General features: G+C 58.8%; 17 protein-coding genes. 2 read left to right on the top strand and 15 right to left on the bottom strand.

Features of this window, described 5'->3' with window-relative positions:
- Position 1 precedes the first annotated feature (1 nt).
- The 4 genes from odhB to ACHEXK_RS06360 all read right to left on the bottom strand — a co-directional run bounded on the left by odhB (position 2) and on the right by ACHEXK_RS06360 (position 7,141).
- A complete protein-coding gene (gene odhB, locus ACHEXK_RS06375; RefSeq protein ID WP_416548535.1) occupies positions 2-1,249 on the bottom strand; it encodes a 2-oxoglutarate dehydrogenase complex dihydrolipoyllysine-residue succinyltransferase in 1,248 nt (415 codons plus the stop codon).
- 72 nt (positions 1,250-1,321) lie between these two features.
- On the bottom strand, positions 1,322-4,189 hold the full coding sequence (locus tag ACHEXK_RS06370; protein ID WP_416548534.1) for a 2-oxoglutarate dehydrogenase E1 component: 2,868 nt from the start codon (positions 4,187-4,189) through the stop codon (positions 1,322-1,324).
- Between the two features lie 216 nt (positions 4,190-4,405).
- A complete protein-coding gene (locus ACHEXK_RS06365; RefSeq protein ID WP_416548533.1) occupies positions 4,406-6,304 on the bottom strand; it encodes a propionate--CoA ligase in 1,899 nt (632 codons plus the stop codon).
- Between the two features lie 231 nt (positions 6,305-6,535).
- Entirely contained in the window at positions 6,536-7,141 is a 606-nt protein-coding gene (locus tag ACHEXK_RS06360) for an isochorismatase family protein (protein WP_416548880.1), read from the bottom strand.
- Between the two features lie 102 nt (positions 7,142-7,243).
- Here ACHEXK_RS06360 and ACHEXK_RS06355 point away from each other — a divergent pair, with 102 nt between their 5' ends.
- Positions 7,244-7,951, top strand: coding sequence for a VOC family protein (locus ACHEXK_RS06355; RefSeq protein ID WP_416548532.1), 708 nt, complete (start codon positions 7,244-7,246; stop codon positions 7,949-7,951).
- A 43-nt stretch (positions 7,952-7,994) separates the two neighbouring features.
- On the opposite strand, the gene ACHEXK_RS06350 is transcribed toward ACHEXK_RS06355, so the two are convergent.
- From ACHEXK_RS06350 to ACHEXK_RS06335, 4 genes are all read right to left on the bottom strand, one after another.
- Entirely contained in the window at positions 7,995-9,212 is a 1,218-nt protein-coding gene (locus ACHEXK_RS06350; RefSeq protein WP_416548531.1) for a CaiB/BaiF CoA transferase family protein, read from the bottom strand.
- Complete coding sequence (locus ACHEXK_RS06345) at positions 9,209-9,697, bottom strand: hypothetical protein (protein WP_416548530.1); 489 nt, start codon at positions 9,695-9,697, stop codon at positions 9,209-9,211. Before ACHEXK_RS06345 ends, ACHEXK_RS06350 begins: the two co-directional genes overlap by 4 nt.
- A 31-nt stretch (positions 9,698-9,728) precedes the next feature.
- Positions 9,729-11,825 (bottom strand): RecQ family ATP-dependent DNA helicase, encoded by a 2,097-nt coding sequence (locus ACHEXK_RS06340; protein WP_416548529.1) that lies wholly within the window; start codon positions 11,823-11,825, stop codon positions 9,729-9,731.
- Positions 11,826-11,961: 136 nt separating this feature from the next.
- On the bottom strand, positions 11,962-13,152 hold the full coding sequence (locus tag ACHEXK_RS06335; RefSeq protein WP_416548528.1) for a YbfB/YjiJ family MFS transporter: 1,191 nt from the start codon (positions 13,150-13,152) through the stop codon (positions 11,962-11,964).
- Between the two features lie 293 nt (positions 13,153-13,445).
- Here ACHEXK_RS06335 and ACHEXK_RS06330 point away from each other — a divergent pair, with 293 nt between their 5' ends.
- Entirely contained in the window at positions 13,446-14,021 is a 576-nt protein-coding gene (locus ACHEXK_RS06330) for an excisionase family DNA-binding protein (RefSeq protein WP_416548527.1), read from the top strand.
- A gap of 34 nt (positions 14,022-14,055) precedes the next feature.
- Here ACHEXK_RS06330 and ACHEXK_RS06325 read toward each other — a convergent pair whose 3' ends face one another.
- From ACHEXK_RS06325 to ACHEXK_RS06295, 7 genes are all read right to left on the bottom strand, one after another.
- Entirely contained in the window at positions 14,056-14,967 is a 912-nt protein-coding gene (locus ACHEXK_RS06325; RefSeq protein WP_416548526.1) for an LD-carboxypeptidase, read from the bottom strand.
- A gap of 15 nt (positions 14,968-14,982) precedes the next feature.
- A complete protein-coding gene (tadA, locus tag ACHEXK_RS06320) occupies positions 14,983-16,392 on the bottom strand; it encodes a tRNA adenosine(34) deaminase TadA (protein ID WP_416548525.1) in 1,410 nt (469 codons plus the stop codon).
- Positions 16,389-17,030 (bottom strand): FMN-binding negative transcriptional regulator, encoded by a 642-nt coding sequence (locus ACHEXK_RS06315; RefSeq protein ID WP_416548524.1) that lies wholly within the window; start codon positions 17,028-17,030, stop codon positions 16,389-16,391. The genes tadA and ACHEXK_RS06315 overlap by 4 nt, the downstream gene beginning before the upstream one ends.
- A 42-nt stretch (positions 17,031-17,072) precedes the next feature.
- The gene (locus ACHEXK_RS06310) at positions 17,073-18,230 is read right to left on the bottom strand and encodes a PQQ-dependent sugar dehydrogenase (protein WP_416548523.1); all 1,158 of its coding nucleotides are present in this window, start codon (positions 18,228-18,230) and stop codon (positions 17,073-17,075) included.
- A gap of 148 nt (positions 18,231-18,378) precedes the next feature.
- Entirely contained in the window at positions 18,379-19,431 is a 1,053-nt protein-coding gene (locus tag ACHEXK_RS06305; protein ID WP_416548522.1) for a LacI family DNA-binding transcriptional regulator, read from the bottom strand.
- Between the two features lie 233 nt (positions 19,432-19,664).
- Positions 19,665-20,951 (bottom strand): hypothetical protein, encoded by a 1,287-nt coding sequence (locus ACHEXK_RS06300; RefSeq protein ID WP_416548521.1) that lies wholly within the window; start codon positions 20,949-20,951, stop codon positions 19,665-19,667.
- Between the two features lie 56 nt (positions 20,952-21,007).
- Positions 21,008-21,766 (bottom strand): hypothetical protein, encoded by a 759-nt coding sequence (locus ACHEXK_RS06295; protein ID WP_416548520.1) that lies wholly within the window; start codon positions 21,764-21,766, stop codon positions 21,008-21,010.
- Positions 21,767-21,792: the final 26 nt, after the last annotated feature.

The following is a 21,792-nucleotide window of genomic DNA, read 5'->3' as shown; positions in this document are numbered from 1 at the left end:
TTTAGATGTCGAACAACAAGCGGGCTGGATCTTCCAGCGCCTCTTTCATGGCGACCAGGCCCAAGACAGCTTCACGGCCGTCAATGATGCGGTGGTCGTAAGACATGGCGAAATAGTTCATGGGGCGAACCACGACTTGGCCGTTTTCGACCATGGCGCGGTCTTTGGTTGCGTGAACACCCAAAATGGCCGACTGGGGCGGGTTGATGATCGGGGTAGACATCATCGAGCCAAAGGTACCGCCGTTGGAGATCGAAAAAGTACCGCCAGTCATCTCTTCGATGCCCAACTTGCCGTCTTTGGCTTTTTGACCAAACTCGGCAATTTTCTTTTCGATCTCGGCAAAGCTCATTTGATCTGCGTTACGCAAGATGGGCACGACCAAACCGCGTGGCGAACCGACTGCGATACCGATGTCGAAGTAGCCGTGGTACACGATGTCGTTGCCATCCACCGATGCGTTCAAAACGGGGAACTTCTTCAAGGCGTGCACTGCCGCTTTGACAAAGAAACTCATGAAGCCCAGCTTGCAACCGTGCTCCTTCTCGAAACGGTCTTGCATGCGCTTGCGCATGTCCATGACGGGGGCCATGTTGATTTCGTTGAAAGTCGTCAAGATGGCGTTGGTCGACTGCGATTGCAACAGACGCTCGGCCACACGGGCACGCAGACGGGTCATGGGCACGCGCTGCTCTGGCCGATCGCCCAAGTTCACGGCAGGTGCCGCCACTTGGGCGAGCACTTTGGTGGGAACGCCGGTGGGGATCACCGCAGCGGTGGACTTGACACCACCCGCCACAGCCGAGAGCACATCGCCCTTGGTCACGCGACCATCTTTGCCGGAGCCGGCGACCGAGCCAGAGGCCAGGTTGTTGTCGGCCATCAGCTTGGCAGCAGCGGGCATGGCCACACCGGCCATGCTGCCGCCAGTGACAGCCGCAGCCGCAGGAGCCGCCGCAACCGGTGCTGATGCCGCAGCCACTGGCGCAGCGGCAGCACCCACTTTACCGTCGGTGTCGATGCGGGCAATCAATTGCTCAGCGGCCACGGTGCCGCCATCGGCCACAAGGATTTCCGAGATCACACCGGCAGCGGGTGCGGGCACTTCGAGCACAACCTTGTCGGTCTCAATTTCGATCAGGATTTCATCGGCTGATACCGATTCACCGACTTTCTTTTTCCACTGCAACATGGTGGCTTCAGCCACTGACTCGGACAGTTGGGGGACTTTGACTTCTACGATGGCCATGATGTTTCCGTTATGCGTTGGTCGTTTGACGAGGGGTCTGGCGCTGAACCTTCAGCGCCAGACGCTGAAGGTTCACTTGGTCAGCACGAAGCCCTTGAGTTTGGCGAAGGCCGCTTCGATGAGTGCTTTTTGCTGGTCTTGGTGCAGGTGTGAGTAACCCACGGCAGGCGATGCGGACGCTGCGCGACCGGCATAACCGAGCTTTTGACCTTCGAGCATGTTCTCGTGGATGTTGTGCTGGATGAAGAACCAGGCACCTTGGTTTTGGGGCTCGTCTTGGCACCACACGATGTCGGTGGCGTTGGGGTACTTCTTGATCTCTGCCGCAAACGCCTTGTGTGGGAAGGGATAGAGCTGTTCCACGCGGATGATGGCGGTGTCGTCAGCGCCTTTGGCTTCGCGCTGTTTGACCAGGTCGTAGTACACCTTGCCCGAGCAAGAGATGACGCGCTTGACCTTGTCGGCCTTGAGCGCCTTGTTCTCAGGGATCACGGTCTGGAAGCTGCCTTTGGTGAACTCGGACACTGGGGAAGTGGCGTCTTTGTTGCGCAGCAGCGACTTGGGCGTGAAGATGACCAGTGGCTTGCGGATGTCACGCACCATTTGACGACGCAGCACGTGGAAGATCTGGCTGGCCGTGGTGGGCTGCACGATCTGCATGTTGGTGTCCGCAGCCAGCTGCATGAAGCGCTCAACGCGTGCCGAACTGTGTTCAGGACCTTGGCCCTCGTAGCCGTGCGGCAGCATCAAGGTCAGGCCGTTGACACGGCCCCACTTGACTTCACCCGAGGCGATGAACTGGTCGATCACAACTTGTGCGCCGTTGGCAAAGTCGCCGAACTGCGCTTCCCAGATCACCAAGGTGTTGGGGTCGTTGGAGGCGTAGCCGTATTCAAAACCGAGCACCGCTTCTTCGGACAAGATGGAGTCGATCACGACAAACGGGGCCTGCTTGTCCGAGACATTTTGCAGGGCCACGTAGGTGCCTGTGTCCCACTTTTCGCGCTTTTGGTCGTGAATCACGGCATGGCGGTGGGTGAACGTGCCACGACCGCAATCTTCACCGGACAAGCGCACAGGATAGCCACTGGCCACCAAAGAGGCAAACGCCATGTGTTCGCCCATGCCCCAATCCACCGGAAGGTCGCCACGGCCCATGGCAGCGCGATCGTCGTACACCTTTTTCACCAACTGGTGCGGCGTGACCGACTCCGGAATGGTGCTGATCTTCTCGGCCAAACGTTTCCATTCAGCCAAAGGAATGGCAGTGTCACCCACATCGGTCCACTTCTTGCCCATGAAAGGCGCCCAGTCCACCGTGAACTTGGTTTTGAAGTTGGTCAACACAGGTTCGGTCGTGTTCTTGCCTGCGTCCAATGCCGCGCGGTAGGCCTTGGCCATGTCGTCGCCCAGCGTTTCACCCAGGCCTTGTGCGGCGAGTTTGTCGGCAAACAACTTGCGCGTGCCAGGGTGGGTGGCGATTTTCTTGTACATCAGCGGCTGGGTCAGGGCAGGCGTGTCCTGCTCGTTGTGACCCAGTTTGCGGAAGCAAACCACATCCAGCACCACGTCTTTTCGGAACGTCATGCGGTATTCCAACGCCAGCTGTGTCGCCAAGACCACCGCCTCTGGATCGTCACCGTTGACGTGCAGCACCGGCGCCTCGACCATCTTCACGATGTCGGTACAGAACACGCTCGAGCGCATGTCGCGAGGGTCAGAGGTGGTGAAACCAATCTGGTTGTTGATGATGATGTGGACCGTACCCCCTGTGGAGTATCCACGGGTTTGGGCCAAAGCCAAGGTTTCTTGGTTCACGCCTTGGCCACCGAATGCGGAGTCACCGTGCACCAATACGGGCAGCACCTGTTTACCCAGCGGGTCACCACGTCGGTCCATGCGAGCCCGCACGGAGCCTTCCACCACGGGGTTGACGATTTCCAGGTGCGAGGGATTGAAAGCCAAGGACAAATGAACGGGGCCACCCGAGGTGGTCACGTCCGAGCTGAAACCTTGGTGGTATTTCACGTCACCGGCGGGCAGATCTTCCGGGGCGGTGTGGTCAAACTCTGCAAACAAGTCTGCTGGCAGCTTGCCCATGGTGTTGACCAACACGTTCAAGCGGCCACGGTGGGCCATGCCGATCACCACTTCTTGCACGCCTTGTGCACCCGCTTGCTGGATCAACTCGTCCATGGCAGCGATGAAGCTCTCACCGCCTTCGAGGGAAAAACGCTTTTGCCCCACGTATTTGGTGTGCAAATAACGCTCCAGGCCCTCGGCGGCTGTCAGGCGGTCGAGGATCTGTTTTTTCTTGTCCGATGTGAAATTGGGCTTGCTGCGGATGCTTTCGAGTTTTTGCTGCCACCAGCGCTTTTCAGCCTGATCGGTGGTGTACATGTACTCGGCACCCAGCGTGCCGCAATAGGTCTCGCGCAGCGCATTGAGCAACTCGCGCAAAGACATGTTGTTCTTGCCGAAGAAGGTGTTGCTGGTGTCGAACACGGTTTCTTGGTCGGCATCGGTGAAGCCGAAGAAGGCGGGATCGAGGTCAGGAATATTGGGGCGCTCGGTGCGCTTCAAAGGGTCGAGATCCGCCCAGCGTTGGCCAACGTTGCGGTAGGCGGCAATCAGCTGTTGGACCGCGGTGCGTTTGCGGCCCATTTCGACGTCGGCACTGGCCAACACCACTTTGGTACCACCGGCTTTGGCACGTTCGGCAAAGGCATTGATGACCGGCTGGTGCGGCACGTCTTTGGCATTGGAGCCATCGACAGCGGGGACGTGCTGGAGGGCGTCAAAATAGTCGCGCCAAGAGTCGGGGACACTGCCCGGATTGGCCAAATAGTTTTCGTACATCTCTTCAACATAGGGGGTATTGCCCCCGAAGAGATGGGTATTGCCTGAGTAGGCAGAGTAGACGGAATTTGTCTCGCTCATATTTCGCTGACCTCCGTTTCCCTCGGGGAAACATTAGTTGGTGGATTGTTACCTTCCGCGACACGGCTGGACCGGTTGGCGGATGCGACTGTGGCAGGGGAAGGGCCTGAGTACAGCGCGCATTGTGCCATGGCTTGTCCGATGTGTAACTTACAGGCGATGGTGAAAAAACAAAGTGCTCAAAAAAAGACCCCGGCAATGCGGGGTCGAGAATCGTTAACCTTGGAGCTGTTGAACGATCTGTTGCAATGCGGCGGGATCGTCCATGGTGGTCAGGTCACCGGGGTCGCGCCCTTCGGCCACCGCCTGAATGGCTCGGCGCAGCAGTTTGCCGCTGCGCGTCTTGGGCAAGGCCGTGACAAACAGCACGCGCGAAGGGCGCGCCACCGCACCCAGCTGAGAGTCCACCACCTTCATCACTTCAGCTTCCAGCGCTTTGCGGCCAGCTGCGTCGGTCAAGCCCGAAGTGTCCTTGGCAATGGCAAACGCCATGGCCACTTGCCCCTTGAGCTGGTCGGCGACGCCCACCACGGCCACTTCGGCGATATTGGCATGGCTGGAAATGCTCTCCTCGATTTCGCGGGTGCCCAGGCGATGGCCGGCCACATTGATCACATCGTCGGTGCGTCCCAAAATGAAGTAGTACCCATCCTCATCGCGAACGGCCCAATCAAAGGTGCTGTAAACCAGTTTTCCCGGTACCGTGTTCCAATAAGTTTTGACGAAACGTGCATCGTCGCCCCAAATGGTTTGCAAGTTACCGGGCGGCAACGGGCCTTCAATCGTTAACACGCCCTTTTGGTGGGCACCCGTCAGCTCTTCACCGGTCTGGTCGTCCACCAGTTTGACGTTGTAGCCATAAATGGCTTTGCCCGGCGAGCCGAATTTGCTGGGTGCTTTTTCCACGCCGTTGCAAATGCTCAGAATCGGCCAACCCGTTTCGGTCTGCCAGTAGTTGTCGATGATGGCTTTGCCGCTCAGACCCTCAGAAATCCATTTGGCCGTCGGCTCGTCCAGCGGTTCACCCGCCAAAAAGAGCGCCTGCAAGCTGGACAAGTCGTACTTGGACAGCAGCGCCGGATCCTGCTTTTTGAGCACCCGAATGGCCGTGGGCGCGCTGAACATGACCTGCACCTTGTACTTCTCGACCAAGCTCCACCAAATGCCACCGTCGGGACGAATGGGCAAACCTTCGTAAAGAATGGTGGCCATGCCGCCGATCAGCGGGCCGTAGATGATGTAGCTGTGCCCCACCACCCAGCCGATGTCGCTGGTGCAGAAAAAGGTGCCGCCGGGCTTGCCTTCAAAAACGTTGGGGATGCTGGCGGCCAAGGCCACGGTGTAGCCCCCGGTGTCACGCTGCACGCCTTTGGGCTTGCCGGTGGTGCCAGAGGTGTAGAGCGTGTAGCTGGGGTGCGTGGATTCGACCCACACGCAAGGCACGACCGCATCCATGTGCTTGGCCCGCTCGGTGGCGTAATCCACATCGCGTCCGGCCACAGGGGTGAAGGCAGCCAGTTTGCGGTCCACCATGATCACGTTGGCCGGTTTGTGGGCCGAGAGCTTGATGGCTTCGTCCAGCAACGGCTTATAAGGTACACCCTTGCCGCCACGGGAGCCGGCGTCGGCGCTGATGATGACTTTGGGCGAGGCGTCCTCGATGCGGGTGGCCAGCGAATGCGACGCAAAACCACCAAACACCACCGAGTGGATCGCGCCCAAGCGCACGCAGGCCAGCATCGCAAAAGCCGCCTCGGCGATCATGGGCATGTAAATCAGCACGCGGTCGCCTTTGACCACGCCCAGGTCTTGCAAGATGGCAGCCATGCGCTGCACTTCGACGTGGAGCTCACGGAAGGAGTAGGTTTTTTCCTGATCGGTCTCGGTCGAGACGAAGATCAAAGCAGGCTGGTCGGCGCGATCCGCCAAATGGCGGTCCACCGCGTTGTGGCACAGGTTGGTTTCGCCCCCCACAAACCACTTGGCAAAAGGCGGGTTGCTGTAATCACAGATTTGCTGTGGCGGCACTTTCCAGTCCACCAACTTGGCCTGCTCGGCCCAAAAAGCGTCGCGGTCGTTGATCGAGCGTGCGTGAAAGTCAGCAAAGCTGCCCATGAAAGTCTCCTGAATGCCAGCAAATATGTATACCGCGAGCAGGGACATCTTGGCAAACGCCCCACTCTTCTGAATTCATAATTATGGTGAAGGGACTTGCAAGAAGCTGACTTGTCACTGCGAACCCATCGATCTGAGCAGAACCTTGCCATGTAGGAGCGGCGCCTCCACCTCGATCAATCCATGCAGACCAGAACCCATCGCCCCGAGGGCGGGCTCCCACGCATCACGTCATTTGAAAAGCGATTGCAACAGCTTGAAATCAGGGTGCTCGGCCGTGCGAACCCACTCAAAAGCCAACATCTCAGCCGTCACCAATTCAGCCCCTGCCCCAGCCAAGCGGTCGTAAGCGGCGTCGCGGTTGCGCTCAGTGCGAGCGCTGCAGGCATCGGTCACCACCCACACCTCAAACTCGTCTTCGAGCAAATCCAGCGCGGTTTGCATGAGGCATATGTGGGCCTCACAACCCGCAAGGACAATGGATTTACGCGCCTGCGCAGCCGCAGGCGGTTTTTGCAGGTGTCGCGGCAAACTGCGGGCGTTACCACGCGGGGCTTGAGGGGGCTCTGGTTGTAGCCATTCGCCCAGCCCTTCTTCGACGGCACTGAACTGCATTTTGGCCAACACCTGACGGCAGTGACTGCGGATCTCAGGAGGCATCTCGCCCAATCGGGACGGGTTTTGCTCGGTGCCCCAAGTGGGCACATTCAGTGCATGGGCCAAAGTGGCCAAGCGCGCAGCGTTGGCCCAAACCGCTTCAGCCTCCCACATCACAGGCTTGAGACGGGCCTGAAAATCCACCAACACCAGTTGGCTTTCATCTGCATCGATCAACATCATCACTCCATTCAATGTGGCTGCGATTGTCGCAGGCCTGGGCCGCTGCACAGGTCGTGTGCCATCCGTTATGCTCGACGCCAGCAATCGGATCTGAAAAAAATGAAAACCCAAATTGACCACCTCGTGGTGATGGCCTCCTCCTTGAACGAAGGCGTGCAGTGGTGCGAAGAGACACTTGGCATCACCCCCGGCCCTGGCGGCGAACACGAAAAATACGGCACACACAACCGCTTGTTCAAAATCGCCTCGCCCAAATTCCCATTGGCTTATTTCGAAATCATCGCCATCAACCCAGAGGCCGTGATCCCCAAGCGCTCTCAAGTGCCGCGCTGGTTTGACATGGACAACGCCGTTTTGCAAAAAGCAGTGGCGCAAGGCCCCCGCCTCATCCACTTTGTCAGCAGCACCGAGGACGTGAAAGCTGCCCGCCATGTGCTGCGCACCCAAGGCATTGAGCGCGGACAGGTTGTGCACGCCAGCCGCAAGTCGGGCAAAGGCACTCTCAACTGGCAAATCACGGTGCGCGAAGACGGAGAGCGGTTGTTTGATGGCACCCTGCCCACCTTGATCCAATGGGGCAAACCGGATGCCACCGAACCATTGCGCCTGCACCCACGCAACAGCTTGCCCCGCTCGGGTGTGACCCTGCAAAGCCTGGCGGTGCGCCACCCGAGTGCCGTCAAGCTGCAGGCAGCTTACGACGCCATTGGGCTCGAAGGCATCGCCATTGAGGCGGGCCCAGCCAACTTGCTGGCCACACTGCAAACCCCCAAAGGGCTGGTCCAGTTGCAAAGTTTGGGCATTTGAAGCACTTGCTCAAGCGCACGGGTCTGGCGCGCAAGGTGCAGCCCTAGGCAACGATGCCTTGCTCGCGCAACCGTTGGATTTGTGCGGCACTCAAGCCCATGGAAGACAGCACCGCTTCACTGTCTTGGCCCACCTTGGGCGCATTGCGACGATGACCACCGGGTGTGCGTGACAACTTGGGCACGATGCCCGGCACCATCAAATCGCTGCCGTCGTCCATGCGCACCGTGTGCAGCATGTCACGCGCTTGGTAATGCGGGTCTTGCGCGATGTCGGCCACGGTGTAGATGCGCCCAGCCGGCACGCTGGCGCGGTCCAGCGCGGCCAGCACCTCGTCCACGGTGCGCTGCGCGGCCCAATGGCCAATCACCCCATCGATTTCAGCAACCCGTGCCACGCGGCCCGTGTTGTCCTTCAAGCCGGGGTCTTGGGCCAAGTCGTCGCGGCCAATTTCGGACATCAGGCGCTTGAAAATGCTGTCGCCATTGCCCGCAATCAAGGCATACCCTCCATCTTTGCACAGGTAGGCATTGCTGGGCGCAATGCCCGGCAAGGCGCTGCCCGCGGGGCCACGCACAGCGCCAAAAGCGCTGTACTCGGGCAGCAGGCTTTCCATGCAATTGAACATGGCCTCGTACAAGGCCACATCAACCACTTGCCCTCTGCCGGAGGCATGGCGCTCGTGCAGCGCCATCAAGATGCCAATGACACCGTGCAAAGCCGCCAGCGTGTCGCCCAAGCTGATGCCCACACGCACCGGCACCCGGCCTGGCTCTGCCGTCAGGTGGCGAATGCCGCCCATGGCCTCGCCCACCACGCCAAAACCCGGGCGATCGCGGTAGGGACCGGTCTGGCCGTAACCGCTCACGCGCAGCATGACCAAGCGCGGGTTCAGAGCCAGCAAATCATCCGGCCCTAACCCCCATTTTTCCATCGCGCCCGGCCGAAAGTTCTCAATCAGCACATCGCTCTCGGCCGCCAGTTGGCGCACAATGTCCTGCGCAGCGGCTTGCTTCAAGTCCAGCGCCAAAGACTGTTTGTTGCGTGACTGCACTTGCCACCAGACCGAGGTGCCGTTCTTGATCAAACGCCATTGGCGCAAGGGATCACCGGCGCCGGGCGGCTCGATCTTGACCACATCGGCGCCAAAATCGGCCAAAGTTTTGGCTGCAAACGGGCCGGCAATGAGCTGGCCCAATTCCAGCACTTTGAGTCCAGCCAAGGGGCCGTTGGACGGCAAAAAAGATGGGGTTGCGGTCATGGTTTGGCCCATTCGGCATCCACCCAAGCTTGGGCGGTCTGGCGGTTGAGTTTGAAAGCGGCTGCGACCTTCACTGCGGCCAAAACATCGCCGCTTTCGTCTTGCGCACTGAGCATGGCGTAGGGGTTGTCCTCGTCGGGCACGATGCGCAAGAGCACCGTGACGCGACCGTCCGGCCCGTTCACGGTGACACTTTGGTTGAGCTGCGCATGCCATTGTTGTTCGCTGCGTCGCACAAATTCACTGGCGGTTTTGACCAAAGTGATGAAAGCGGCACCGTCAAGCGGCTTGGGGTTTTTTTTGTCGCGTCCCATCGTCCAAGGCCCCACAAGCGCAGGTTCGCTCTCCCCTTCTTTGAACATGGCCACCGCCCATCCGTCATCGTCCTCATTTTTGATGACTTGGGCGGTCCACTGTTCGTTTTGCCAAAGGCGCGCGGTGTGAACCAGGGGCAGATTGGGCGCATCAAAGTTGTCGTTGTTCATGGTCTCTATCTCATCGAACACCGATCATGCCTCAAGGCTGCATGTGCAATGCCAGCAAAAGCACTTGGCGGCTGCCCTGCTCGCGCAGCAGTGCTGCCGCCAATGTGGCGGTCCAGCGGGTGCGCACATGCGTGGCGACCAACAACACAGGCCCTTGGGGCCATGCGGTGTGGGGTGCCAAGCGGATGGCCGATTCCAGATGCGACACCACAGAGGTTGACGCTGCATCATCAGGTGTGTCCCCCCCGGTCCAGCTGAACACATCGTGCCAAGGCAAGCGGCCTTTCTGGGCGATGTGTTCGGCCAATCGGCGATTCGCCGCCATATTGGGCGCAGGCAGCGGCACCACACACACCGGACGGGTTGTCCAATTTGAAGCCCAGCGCCCAAGCAGGGCCACGGCACCGCTCAAGATTTCAAGGGGCACCTCCCCTGGCGCGGCAGCGCGCAGCGCGTGCAATTCGGCCGCCCAGCCGGGATCGTCGGCAAAGGCCACGGCGCGACCCCTGTCATAGCCGCGAATCGCCCCCTTGCGCTTGACACCGTTTGGCCAACGTTTGCGCGGCTCAATGTCCACGTCCATGCCGCGCAAAAAGTCTCGGGCAGCGATCAGGTTTTTGGGTGAGGGCACAAGACCTGGGTCAGGCAAATGCCCTGTGCACACCGAGCAGCGACCGCATGGCGTGGGTGAGGGATCATCCAACGCGGCCTGCAAATACGCCATCAGGCAACCCTGCCCATGCGCATATTGGCGCATGATGCCGGCCTCTTGCTGACGCACATGGGCCAATGCGCGCCATTTGGCCGTGTCGTGCACATAAGACACACCCGTACTGCGCCATGCGGCGCCCTCTTTCTCAACCACACCGTCCACAGCCAAAATTTTGAGCAAGGCCTCCAGCCGGCCCCGGCGCACGCCCGTGGCGGCTTCGATGTCGATCAAGCTGCGCCCTGCGTCACCCACACCGTCCAAACTGCTCAGCACGAGAGAAACCGTGACGGGGTCTGGGAGCGAGGCACTGGCAAAGTAATCCCAAATGCGCTCGTCGGCATCGGACGGCAGCAACACCCCTTCGGCATGCGCCACCGCACGGCCCGCACGCCCCACCTGTTGGTAATAGGCCACCGGGGTCGAGGGCGAGCCGATATGCACGCAGAACCCAAGGTCCGGCTTGTCGTACCCCATGCCCAAGGCCGAGGTGGCCACCACCGCTTTGAGCTGGTTGTGACGCAAACGCTCTTCCACTCTGAGGCGCGTGTCGGCGTCGGTTTGCCCGCTGTAAGCATCCACCGCGTATCCGCATTGGCGCAAAAACGCGGTCAAGCGCTCCGCCTCAGCGACGGTGAGCACATACACGATGCCTGAGCCGGGCAGCTGCGCCAGCGCATCGGCGATCCAAGCGTAGCGCTCTAGGGGCGATAAACCCGGCACGACAGACAGCGTGAGCGAAGTGCGAGCGAGTGTGCCCCGAAACGTCACCGTGCTTGCACCCAGTTGTTGGCCGATGTCGGCCGTCACCCGCTGGTTCGCCGTGGCTGTGGTGGCCAGCACGCTGGCTGTGGGCGTGGACAGCAGCGCCCGGGCCAGACGTTGGTAATCCGGCCTAAAGTCAAAGCCCCAATCGCTGATGCAATGTGCCTCATCGATCACGATCAATCCCACCCGCGCCAGCAATGGACCCAAGCGCGTCGCAAAACGCACGTTGCCCAGCCGCTCGGGAGAGACCAGCAGCACATCGATCGCATCGGCGTCCAGCTGCTGGAACACACCGTCCCAATCGTCGATGTTGGTGGAGTTCACGGTGGCCGCCTTCAAACCCGCACGCTCAGCGGCGCTCACTTGGTCACGCATCAGGGCCAGCAAGGGTGAGACCACCAGCGTACAGCCCGCTCCGGTGCTGCGGATGGCGTGCGTGGCGGCCCAATACACCGCCGACTTGCCCCAGCCCGTGGCCTGCACCACCAGCACCCGCGAAGCCGGTTGCAGCACGGCCTGCACCGCATCCACTTGGTCAGGCCGCGGCACAGCATTTGGCCCCGCCAAGCGGGCCAGCACGGTGTGCATGTGCTGCTCGGCGAATTGGCGGGTGTGCGGCGTTTTCGTCCGCGATTGCAAGGGGGTCAGCATGTGAGTCAGATTGACGATTCGATCGCTCGTTGAAGGAACAAGGTGCATTGTGCAGTGCCCGTGTTCGGCCATGGCGTCACTCAGCCCATGCGATTCGGTCCTCCCGGGCCCCAGAATGGTCCTCGAGAACAAACCATTAAACGTGATCAGCGGGGGCGCGGTCGTCCGGCAAAGTGGCGAGCAAAGCCATGCCCAGCAGCATGACACCCGCTGTCAGCCACAAAGCACCTTTGAACGTGCCCGTGCTCTGGGCCATGGCCCCGGCTACCATCGGCGCAATGACCTGCGCGGCCCCATAACTCAAGGTCAGGCGCGCCATGGCCTTGCCCGGGTTCTGCGGCGCTCGACGGCCCACCAGGGCCAGTGTCAAGCTCACAATACCAATGAACGTGGCTCCATAACCCAGGGCGCCGCTCAAGGCGGCCGCCAACGAACCAGACACTGCGGGCAAGATCACCGACACCGTTTGCAAGCCAAAGGCCAGCAGCAAAGCACGGGTATCCCCCCATCGCCGAGCCACTTTATCCCACAAGAAAACCGCTGGCATGGCCGCCAAACCCACCAATGCCCAAGCCAAGGCGCCCTGCCCGGCCAAAGCCGGCTCCCGTTCCACAATCGCCACGGTGAATGTGGCGCTGATGACAAAGCCCCAACCCGCGGCAAAGTAGCTGCCCGCCATGGTCAGCATCCACCGGGATGACACTCTGGGTGTGGCCTGCGAATTGTCCACACCGGTCTGAGCCGGGGGCACGGGGGGCCGCCAAAACCAAGCAGGAATAAAAAAAACCAGCCCGATAGCAGCCATGGCCAGCCATTGATGCGCCCAAAGTGACCAAATTTGAGACACGCCCCAAGCACCGAGGGCAGACACCACGATGCCCAAGCCCAACCCGATGAAAAGCACGCCCAACTCAGGCCGGCGACCTTGCCGCATGAGCCATCCCAAAACCAAACCAGCCCCCAGCAGCATCCCTGTGGCCCCACACAATCCGCCCAAATAACGCCACAAAGCCCAGTTCGGCAGCCAGGTCGACAGCGCCATCCCGGCCACGGACAAAAGCGAAAGCCACAGGCCCATGCTGTAGAGACGATGACGCCAGTGTGCGCCGTCAATCCAAGCGGCGGCCAATGCCCCCGAGATGTAGCCTGCGTAATTGACAGCGGCCAAACCTCCGGCCGCCGCATCGCTCAAGCCCGTTTGCAACTGAAGCTCGGGCAACAAGGGCGTGAAGGCGAAACGGGCCAGACCGATGGACAAAACCAGGCCACAAATACCACCGCTGATGACTTGCCAGGGGCGCAAATGGGATGTGAGGTCTTTGGACATGTGCAGCCGATCTTAGCGTTGTGCGGACGCCATCGGCTCAGCGATCCTGTTGCTCAGATGCGCGCCAGGAGCTGCAAGTGCGGCTGGGGAAGACTTGTGGTTTATTGAAATTAACAAAAACTCCCCAATTGGGGATGTTCATGGATTTATCGCCTGTGGAAAATCAATGGTCCACAAATAATTGAATTTTGTATAAATAATTATTTATAGTTAAAATTTAAAGCTAAGCTAAAAAAACAAAAATAATGACCGAAAACCCGAAGCCAGTGACCAACAGCGTCCACGCGGAATACATGACCAGTTCCCAGGCGGCTAAGCGTTTGGGCTTGTCCATGGCGACGATCCAAAAACTGGTCGACAACAACATCTTGCAGGCCTGGAAAACCTTGGGTGGACACCGCCGTATTGCGCTGGCTTCAGTCTTGAATTACCAAAACGCCAACAACATTCTGGATAGGTCACGGCTGAACGGGGATCGACGAACCAAAGTGATGCTGGTGATCGACTCAGCCGAATTGACCAACCGATTGAGAAATGAGATCCCGCAGTGGGGGCTTGCCTTGCAAGTGGTATTTCAAGAGTCCTTGACCGAGGCTTTGCTGGAACTGCTGAACGAAAAGCATGACCTGCTGGTCATTCAAATGGGGGGCTTGAGGAAACCACAAGAAAAAAACTTGGACATCGTGCAAAAGTTCATGAGGGCCCGCCACAGTGTGGCGCACACTCTGGTGCTGACGCCCGAACGAGATTTGTGGTCAACCAACACCATCGACACATCGCCCGCCAGCATTCAGGTGCTCCAACATGAGCTCTCGCCGCTTTGGCTGTCTGCCTATTTGTCAGGCTTTGTCGCCCTCAAAAGGACTTGAAAAAGGACTTCCAGGTCTTGCCTGATCGGGACACTCACAGGTGTCCCCAAACCATGAGTGCATCACGACCTTCGCTGACCAGGTCCACCTTGGCGCCCACCGGCAGCAAGACCTTGGTCTGCACATGACCAAAAGGCAAACCCGTGAGCACAGGGGCCTTGATCTGCGTGCCCAGCCAGTCGACCACCGTTCCCAACTTGAAGCCTTTATCGTGAGCAGGCACCAGCTTGTAGCTGCTAAATTGCCCCATCAAAACCGCCTTTTGCTGTGCCAGCACACCCGCGAGCAGGAGCTGCGACAGCATGCGCTCGATGCGGTAAGGGTGCTCGCCCACATCCTCGAGAAAAAGAACCCCACCCTTGACCTGTGGGAAATATGGGGTGCCCAGCAAAGCCGTCAGCACCGTCAGATTCCCCCCCCACAGCGGCGCGTTTTTCACCACCACGCGGCGCTGAGCCTGCGCCTTGGGCAGTTGCCAGCCCGTCCCTTCGCCTTGCTCCAGCAGCAAATCATCAAAGCAGGCCTGCATGATGTCGTCGGGGTCTTGACTGCACCCAAAGTCTTCGCCCAAGGCCGGCCCCTGCCAGCTGATGCACCCGGTCTTGGCGTAGACCGCCTGGTTAAAGGCTGTGAAATCACTCAAACCCACAAACTGCATGCCGCCGTCGATGGCTTTGGCGATCTGCTTGTAGGGCAAACCAGGCAGGATGCGTGTGAGGCCATAGCCACCACGCGAAATGAGTGCCACCTGGGCCCCACTGGCGGCAGCGCGGCCAATGGCAGCGATGCGCGTGGCGTCATCACCCGCAAAGCGCATGTGACTGGCCAAAGCCGCCTCGTCGACTTCCACCTCGTGCCCCTGGGCTTTGAGGCGCTGGAGTCCCCGGCGAAAAGCCGCCTTGTCACGCACCGCGCTGGAGGGAGAGAAAATGTAAATATGGGCCATGGGCTGTGTTTTTGATCAAGGCTTGAAGTGTCGCACAGCCGCCTCGGCAATGGCCCGGCCCTGCTCCTGCACGAAATGCCCCGCATCGGGTAACACCATCGGCTCGGGGCAGCCCAAAATCTGATGTTGCAAGTGCCGCATCACCGGCTCGCCCAAGACCGGGTCTTGCAGGCCTATGGCCATGAAGCTCTGGCCTTGCCAGTCGCTGCGCCAAAAATCGCGCGCTTGTCTGGAGAGGGCTGCGCCGGGCGAATCGGCGAACTCCGGCACCATGGGTGGAAAGGCCCGAAGCGCAGCGCGGAAACCTTTGTCCGGGAATGGTGCGTTGTAGGCCGCGGTCTCTTGCGGTGTCATGCTGGGGTTGCCGCGCTTGAACAGTTTGCCCACGTCAAACTGGGGCTGGCTTTGGCACCAATCGCGCCAAGCCAAGAAGCCTGCACTCAAAGGCAGCTCGCCTGTGGCGAGCGTGGTGTTCATCACCAGCAAACCCTGGTAGCGCTCAGGTGCAGCCATAGGCAAAGTCAGACCCAAAATACCGCCCCAGTCCTGGACCACCAGCACCACGCGCTGAAGACGCAGCCGCTCAATCAACTCCAACAAAGACTGACGGTGTGTCTCAAATTGGTGAAAGCTGTCTTTTTTGGGCTTGTCGCTCTTGCCAAAGCCGATCAGGTCGGGGGCCACCACGCGGTGCCCTGCCGCCAACCAAATCGGGATCATCTTGCGGTAGAGGTAACTCCAGGCCGGATTGCCGTGCAGACACAGCCAAGTCAGCGGCGCATCCGCTGGGCCCTCGTCCAGATAATGCATGCGCAGTCCGGCAATGCTGGGCAGGTCGTTCACGTGGTGCGGCTGCCAAGGGTAGTCGGGCAAATCGACAAAGGCGACATCGGGCGTGCGCAGTGCGTCTTCCCGCACCGGGTCGGCATTCACACGCCGGGCTCTGAAAAAATCTTTGAGCATTTGTCCGCATTCATCGGCCAGCACGCCACCGGTGACCTGGGTTTGGTGGTTCAGCTGGGTGGAGGCAAACAGGTTCAGCACAGAACCAGCCACACCCGTGCGCGGATCCGGCGCGCCAAACACCACCCGGTCTACGCGGGCGTGCAGCAAGGCACCGCTGCACATGGCGCAAGGCTCCAGCGTCACATACAGCGTGCAGCCCTCAAGCCGGTAATTGCCCAACACGCGCGCCGCTTCCCGCAGCGCCACCACCTCGGCGTGCGCGGTCGGATCGTGGCTGGCAATCGGGGCGTTGCGGCCTGTGGCGATCACTTGACCGTCCTTCACCACGACGGCGCCAACGGGCACCTCACCAGCCGCAGCAGCGAGTTGGGCTTGGGCCAGAGCCCAGCGCATGCACGCCTCCTCGGTCAAAGGCGTGGGGGGTGGGTCTTGGACGCAGTCCCTGCCGACCAGACTCATGCCACCAGCCCCAGGTCTTGCATCCAACGGGCCAGTGCTTGGGTTTGTTCAGAGCCTTGGGCATAAGACGCGTGCATGGCCGCATGGGCTTCGGGCCGGTGCTGGTTGAGCTTCACGGCGCACTGCAAATCGGTGATCTGCATTTCAAAGGCCACAATGCCATTGAGCATGGCCCCGGTGTAGTGGCTGGGCAATTCGCGCCACTGCTGCGCATAGGCCGGTTCATGCTCGGCAATCAGGCATTTGAGCAAACGGTCCCGGTCTTCGTGGGGGTCGATGATGCGCGTCAGCACCTTGGCCTGCACCGCCAGATAGGACCAAGTTGGCACGCGTTGCAGATCGGCATAAACGCTGGGCGACATGTAAGCCTGCGGCCCCATGAAACTCACCAAAGCCTGTGGCTGCGAGGCCAAAATCTGCGCCTGCGGATTGGCGCGGGCGCAGTGCCCCAGCAAAACGCCATGTTCAGACGCAGGACCATCCGACCACAGCGAAGCCGCTTGCCAATGCACCGGGATGTGGCTGAGCACTGGAAACCCATCGGCCCCGAGCGTGACGATGGACGCTAAAGGGTGTTCACGCATGATGCGCTGCGCGATGGCCGGGTCGCTGTGGTGGAATTGTTTTGGCAAGTACATGGTGGCTTGAGGTTACCAAAATTCAGGTCCCCCTCTTGCAGCTCAAAGCCGCTCGGGCTCCAGACGCATCACGGCCCCTTCTGGGCCATCGCGCAACAAATAGATGAAACCGTCCGGCCCCATGCGCACATCGCGGATGCGGCCTGCCTGGCCTTGCAGCAAGCGCTCCTCGTGCAGCACTTTCTCACCATCGAGCACCAGTCGCACCAGCATTTGGCCACGCAAAGCCCCCACCAGCAAATTGCCCTGCCACTGCACAAATTTCGAGCCATCCACAAAGGCCATGCCCGAAGGCGCAATCGAAGGCACCCAAATATGCAAGGGTTGCGCCATGCCAGGCTTGGCTTGCCCCTCGCCAATGCGTGTGCCCAAGCCGTAGTTCACGCCGTAGGTGATGACGGGCCAGCCGTAATTGAAGCCCGGGCGCATCACATTGACCTCGTCTCCACCTTGCGGTCCGTGCTCGTGGGTCCACAGTTCGCCGGTTTGGGGGTGCAAAGCCGCACCTTGCATGTTGCGGTTGCCCAAGGTCCATTTTTCGGGCAAAGCGCCAGCCCGCTTGACGAAGGGGTTGTCCGTGGGCACACGGCCATCGTCATGCAACCGGATGACCGAGCCGGCATGGTCGTCCCACTTCTGGGCCCGCTCCTTGTCACCCCGATCTCCGAGCGTCAAGTAAAGCATTCCGGTGGTGTCGAACACGATGCGTCCACCAAAATGCTGGCTGGAACGGGTTTGCGGCTGCATGCGGAACAGCACCTGCACCTCGGTCATGCGATCGCCTTGGAGCTTCCCCCGGGCCAAAGCTGTGCCCCAGCCATCAGGCCCCGGCGCGTTGTAGGACCAATAAATCCACCCGTTTTGGGCATATTGGGGGTGCAGGGCCACGTCCAACAAACCACCCTGTCCTCGCTCAACCACTGCAGGCAGGCCCTTGATCGGCTGAGGGTGTAAACGAAAATCGGGCCCCACCCAACGCAATCGCCCGGCCCGCTCGCTCACCAGCAGACGACCATCTGGCAAAAAAGCCAAAGACCAAGGGTTTTCGAGCCCCGTGACCAAGGTCACCAAACGGAACACATGCTGCTCAGACCGAATGATGGAGGACCGCTCTTGCGCCCAGACTGGCCAGCATGCCCCCAAGCTGCAAAGCAAAAAACCAAAGGTCAGACGCAGGGACCGAAAACGTCGAACTTGCATGGCGATTCTCCCGTCAATGACTCAGAAGGATAGTCCCATGCCTTGGCAAGCGCCTCGCGGCAAAGTAAAAGAAAGTCGAATCGGCAGGAATTGACCAAGTTGCTTTGGCCGCAAATTCACACGGCGCCCAGACCTGCGGTGATGACGCCTAGCGCCGATGGATGCGCGTCGATTCACGCACCACCAATTCGGCAGCAACGAGCCTGGACGGTGGATTTTTCTTGTTCAAAATGTCAATCATCGCTTGGGCTGCAGAAACACCGATTTCGTAGACAGACTGGCGCACAGAAGTCAATGGCGGCAATGTGAATGCAGAATGCGGCAGGTCGTCAAAGCCGATCAAGGAAATATCTTCCGGAACACGCAATCCGGCCCTGTGCAAGGCCAACCTGGCGCCATACGCCATTTGATCGTTGGCGGCCAAAACGGCCGTGAATTGCACGCGGGCGTCCAACAAACTGTTCATGGCACGAAAACCACCCGCCTCCTGATAGTCACCGAATGCAATCAAATCGGCATCCAGCGCCATCCCTTTTTTTTGCGTCTCGTCCTGAAAGCCCTGCATCCGTTCGGTCGCATCGGGGTGATCCAGAGGCCCAGAAATGAACGCCACCCGCTGATGACCCAAGGCATGCAGATGCCGCACGGCCAAACTGGCGCCCTCGGAATTGTCAAAGTCGATGCTGAACAAACCGGGCGCACTCAAGCGCCGACCTGTGATGACCACGGGGATGTTGGCAGCCATCTCAACCAAGGTGTCGTCGGCCAATTTTCCCGTCAAGACAATGATGCCGTCCACCTTGCGCTCTTGCAGCATGAACAATCTGTCTTTCTCTTCGACCTCGTTCCAGTGACCGCTGACAAACAAAGGCACGTAATTGGCCTTGTGCAATTCGTCCTCAATGCCGCGCAGCGCTTCCCCGTAATAAGGGCTGTCAATGAACTGCGTCAACACGCCGATGCTCATCGTCCGGCCACCGGCCAGACTTCTGGCGGCCGGGTCGGGCCGAAAACCCAGCTCATCGATCACGGCATTGACCAAGGCCTGCTTGTCTTGGCTCACCCGCGCTGTGCCGTTGAGAATGCGCGAGACGGTGCTGGGCGACACGCCGGCACGTTCAGCCACCATGGTCAAGGTGGCACGCACAGGATTTTTGGCTTGCGCTTTCGGTGGGGTGTCGGCAATTTCTTGTTGAGGCATGTTGATTCAAATACGTCCAAAAACTTACCAATGCAATCGTGAGCTCTTCAATTGACCCACATTCATTTTCTCAGATTATTGCAGTGAGCTTGTCCATTTGATGTGCATTCACGACTCCATGCGCACTGGCTCAAAATATGAACCGACTAAAGCGCTTCAATATACAAGATATAAGCACCCGTTAATAAAAAAAGGGGGCAATTCAGCCCCCTTTAATTCATGTGCGATGCCAATCAGAAAGAATATACCGTACCCAAACCAGCCCAATTGCCATGGGTGGCGACACGTGAGTCTATGCCAGAAAAGGAACTGTGGCCGGGCATCGACAAGGGAGCGAGGCCCTTTCTGCCATAGTTGACGGCACCCGTGAAGCCATACACAGACCAACCCGGCTGGATCTCGTAACCCAAGCCCAAGGCCGCCAGTGTCATGGTGTTGGACTGGCCCCGTTCCACAGGATTTTTGGTGCGCGCTTTGCCCAAATGCACCATACCGGCATTCAGTGTGAACTTCTCATTCAACTTACGAGTGAAGCCAAGGCTAAAGTCTTCGGACCGAGCGCCATAAGCGCTGACCGCAGAGGGATCACATGCACCGGAACAGGCAATATTGAACATGTCATTCCAAATATCGCCATTTGGAGTCCATCGAACATAGTTACCTTTCGCGCCACTCCAATCGTTATGACGCAAGCCGGCAAACAGTACGGTTTTCGCATCCATCTTGTACCGAGCCATCACCATCAGAATCGACTGTTCGTTACCAGGACCCGTGGACATGTCGTTAGCAGCCTCGGCCGTCACGCCCACAAATGGGCCATGGGTCCAAGCAGATGGCAGTCCGTTTCTGGCTTTTTGGACCACGCCTTCAATCACCCATGGACCACCGACGTACTGGGCAAACAATTCCAAAAAGGCAGGTCGGTGCACATAGCCTCGACCGCCAAAGTCATAACTGGCCTCCAAGTGCATGTCCCCTCCCCAAGCATATTGGGTGGGCAAACTGTATCGGATGGCCCGGGTCAATAAGCCATAACCGCTGCCACTGGCGCCCCAAGCGTCAGCCACGCCGATTTGTGTGCCATAAGGATAATCCGCACTGCTCCAACCTCGGGTGGGGAAGGCACCCAACTGTAAGTTGCCGTAATCCTCGTGCGTGAAGGTGATATTTTTTTCGTATTCAACGCCTGGAATATCGACCTTACCGTCACGCCAACGTTGGCTCCAAAGCCCACGAACTTTGAAACCTTGACCCAAATTGAAGTCTTTGGTCCCAATATAAGGTTGCACCAAACTGACGCTGCCATCTTTCGTTCCAAATGGCTTGGCGTTCGTGATGGCGTCTGCCCATGGACGGTGTCTATTTTCATTCGGTGCAGTTTGACAGTCTTCGCAAACATTGCTTGTGCGACCCGTTTCGACTTTCACAAATCCGTTGATCACAAAAGGACCAACATCAACGGCCAAAGCCGTTAACGGCGCAAGAAAAACAAGTCCCAGTGGTGTCAATTTATGATTCATTTTATTTCACCTTGATAAATTGTTGAATGATTGATGTTGAAAATATTTGCGTGGATTTATAATTTAAAAATGATTTCACCCAAATTAATCCCAACAGGCTGCCCATCGCCTGGATAACGATCTTTGTAAATTCTGACCCTGACAGTTTGAATTGGCATTGAAAGAAAGCTGGACGTGGTCATGGAGTTGCCACAATTCTGAGTAACAACAAAATCTTTCAACAGTATTTCATACGTTGCTTTACCAATCACTTGCGGCGTCAGAACAGGGCCTTGGGCTTCCGCGTGACAATTATTGGCATCTTTTGGCAAACGCAACACGGGTGTAAATATTGGGGTGCCTGTTCCCAACTCAGGATTACCCCAAACGCTGATCTGCAACTTTGTTTGACCCGTCAATGAGATCGTTGACATGTTGTTGATGTCAGCTTGGGCCTGGGAGGGCGCGCTCACCCAGCTTTCCATGTAGTCATTCCAAGGTCGGGATGCCCCGCCCCAATAAAAGTTATCGGTTGCAGCACCCCATGTTGCAGGTGCACCATTCCCTGCAGGTGCACCAGGACCTGACCACCAGTAATCGCCAAATCCGGGGTTCGCCGCCGACCATCCGTAAAGTCCGCCCAATGCGTTCACGCCTTTGTAGGCGTAATTAACAGGGGCAGGATCGATTGAGATGTAACGCGCGTTTGCAAATGGAATGTCTGCAAGCGTCTCCCCCCCTCCACCACAACCCGTGTTCAATAGGCCCGTCGTGATCAACCCAACGGTGAGCATTGCACGCTGTAGCGAAGACTGGCTGAAAAGATTTGGTTTCATGTGGACTGCACCCTTTGGTTGTTTGT

This window comes from Limnohabitans sp. DCL3 (genome assembly GCF_048019295.1).
Classification (GTDB): domain Bacteria; phylum Pseudomonadota; class Gammaproteobacteria; order Burkholderiales; family Burkholderiaceae_C; genus Limnohabitans_A.
This window is presented reverse-complemented; position numbering and strand designations above follow the sequence as displayed.